The sequence below is a fragment of the Mycobacterium sp. TH-M11 genome (assembly GCF_057473725.1).
Window position 1 is genome coordinate 1 of record NZ_JBYCLD010000058.1, and the last position, 2321, is coordinate 2321.

The following is a 2321-nucleotide window of genomic DNA, read 5'->3' on the forward strand; positions in this document are numbered from 1 at the left end:
GGCCGACCTGGATGCCGCGCCGCACCGCGGGGGAATGCTGCAGCTGCCGAATCAATTTCGGTGCCTCGCTGAACACCAGCTGTTCCGCCAGTCGCTGAAACGTCCTCCACTGTGACGGCATCTTCGCAGTTTAGGTGTGCACGCCGCGGTCGACACCTGACACGGATGACACCGGCCGCTCGGTCGCTGATGGCCGTGGCCGTGGAGTTTCGCCGTCTTTTCGGGACAGCTGCGTCAGACCTCGGTTCGGTTGGGCGGGTTGGCGTCGTGCCAGGCAGCCCAAATGTCGGGGCGCAGCCGTCCGCGATCGGGCACCGGCAACCCGGCGCTGCGGGCCCAGGCGCGGACCTCCGCAGTGGCGGGTGCCGGCTCAATCGGTGCCTGATCGAGTTCGATCGCCTTGCTCTCGGTCGGTGAGATGCGTTGCAGCGCAGCGTGTTCGGTGACTACCCAGGTGTGTGCGGCGGCCAGGAACCGGTAGGTCCATTCCTCGGCGAGCTGACGGGTCTCGCAGAACACGACGGGCACGTTCGGCCAGCGGACCTGTAGCTCGGCGAGCCCGTCGGCGATTACCGCGGGGCGAACCCGGTCGAGTTTGAACAGCTGCGAGTAGCGGTCCTCGATCACCACCGCCGCCCGCGGGAGCGCGGCCAGCTCGCCGACCTGGTAACGCAGCTTGCCGCCGGTGAGGCTAGCGACCAGATCGGCCAGCGACTTGCGCTCCACACTGGCCACCAGCTGGCCGTCGACGACGATGCCGTAGTCCCCGCACGGCAGCGCCCGCTTCACCGTGGTGACCTGCTGGGTGGGGAATCGGTAGGCGTACTGCTCGTGGCTGTCGACCACGATCTGTAGCTCCTCGATGCCGTGGGCGCGCGCGGTCGGGGTGCGCACGTTCGGGCGTGCCTGCTTGCGGGTGCGCGGCGACTGCCAAAACACCGCGTCGCGGCCCCGAGCCTGGGTGAACACGAGTTGGGAGCGGCTGTGCCGGGACCGGTCGGCGATCACGTCGATCGCCGCGCCGCGCCGCTGGCACGATCTCAGCGGCACCCGTTCGACGATCACCGGATCGTCGGGCCATTCCTGCAGCGGGACCGGGTAGGCGAACAAGGCCTTCTCCCGCGGCCACGTCCCCGACGTGCGAAACAGCAGGTCACCGCCCGCCAGCGGGACCCGCAGCAGCAGCCGCAGCCGGGACTCGTCGTCGGGATTGACCGCGATCAGCAATTCCGCCACAAGCCCTGATTCTGCCGCGTCCGGCCCTCCGTAGGGCGAGCGCATCACGCACGACGTCCCGGTGACATCACCGCGTATGCGCAGGCGCGGCCCGGATGGGTGCTGTGGCGTCGCCGACCAGCCCGTTGCCGTCGACCGATGACCCGGGCGGCACAGTTTTGTCAGCATTCGCTGATCTTCGTTGCGGTGCTGCTGACCATTAGTACGAACGGGTGAAACTCACGGGTTTTCGGCGCGCTAGTTTGCTTAGACTTAGCTAAGTGGTTAAGGTTTTTCTCAGGCTTAGCCCAGGGAGGGATCGTTGGGGGGCCTTCGGCGGACACGCCCGGACCGTCGATGGACATCATGAAAGGCAATTCCATGAACATGCGTAAATTCGCCGCGGCCGCTGGCTTCGCCTGCGGAGCGGCACTCGCGTTCGCGCCGCTCGCCGCCGCGGACCCGACCCTGGTCACGAGCACGCTCGACAGCGAAATCGCCGCGGAAAACTCGCTCTTCGAGACTTACGCGGCCTCGGCCGGCGACGCCAGCGACATCACCAAGGGCGACACCGGCGTATTCGACACTTTCTCCACCGCCGCTGACCTGCAGAACGACGCGCCGCAGGCGACTACTTTCGGCGCCGTTACGCCACTCGAGACCGATATCTACGGCGCGAACCCGATCTTGGCGGGCATCTCCTCAGACACCGGTCCGTATAACGAGTACAACGGCGCGTTGACCGAGTTCTACGACGCGTACAACGTCGGGGTTTACGCGGCGGCCAATGGCGGTAACTTGGACACCAACGTCGCGGACTACCTCGGCTCGGCGACGACCATCGGCCACGCGGTCAGCGGTTCCGACGCGACCGTCGCGAGCGCCGAGCAGTACTTCTACAACTTCGGACTGGGTGACCTGAAGGGCTACGACGCGATCTTCGCGCCGTCGGCAAGCAGCGCGGGCGACATCAACCCGACCATCAGCAACGAGATCGTCCAGCTCAACAACCTCTTCGAACTCGACGGCAAGCTTGCCGGCGTGTTCGGGGACATCTCGCCGCACACCGCCACAGGCACCAATGTCGGCTTCGACACCATCCCGGC

General features: G+C 66.6%; 2 protein-coding genes and 1 pseudogene. 1 reads left to right on the plus strand and 2 read right to left on the minus strand.

All coding sequences use genetic code 11. The annotated features are described in order from the left end of the window. A pseudogene (locus AC2VOG_RS02230) lies at window positions 1–121 on the minus strand (type II toxin-antitoxin system PemK/MazF family toxin); the annotation flags it as partial. 113 nt (window positions 122–234) lie between these two features. After that, a complete protein-coding gene (locus AC2VOG_RS02235) occupies window positions 235–1236 on the minus strand; it encodes an ERCC4 domain-containing protein (protein WP_486938284.1) in 1002 nt (333 codons plus the stop codon). A gap of 360 nt (window positions 1237–1596) precedes the next feature. Between AC2VOG_RS02235 and AC2VOG_RS02240 the strand changes: the two genes are divergently transcribed. Continuing rightward, window positions 1597–2321, plus strand: a 725-nt coding sequence (locus AC2VOG_RS02240) for a hypothetical protein (RefSeq protein WP_486938285.1), incomplete at its 3' end; no start/stop codon positions are given.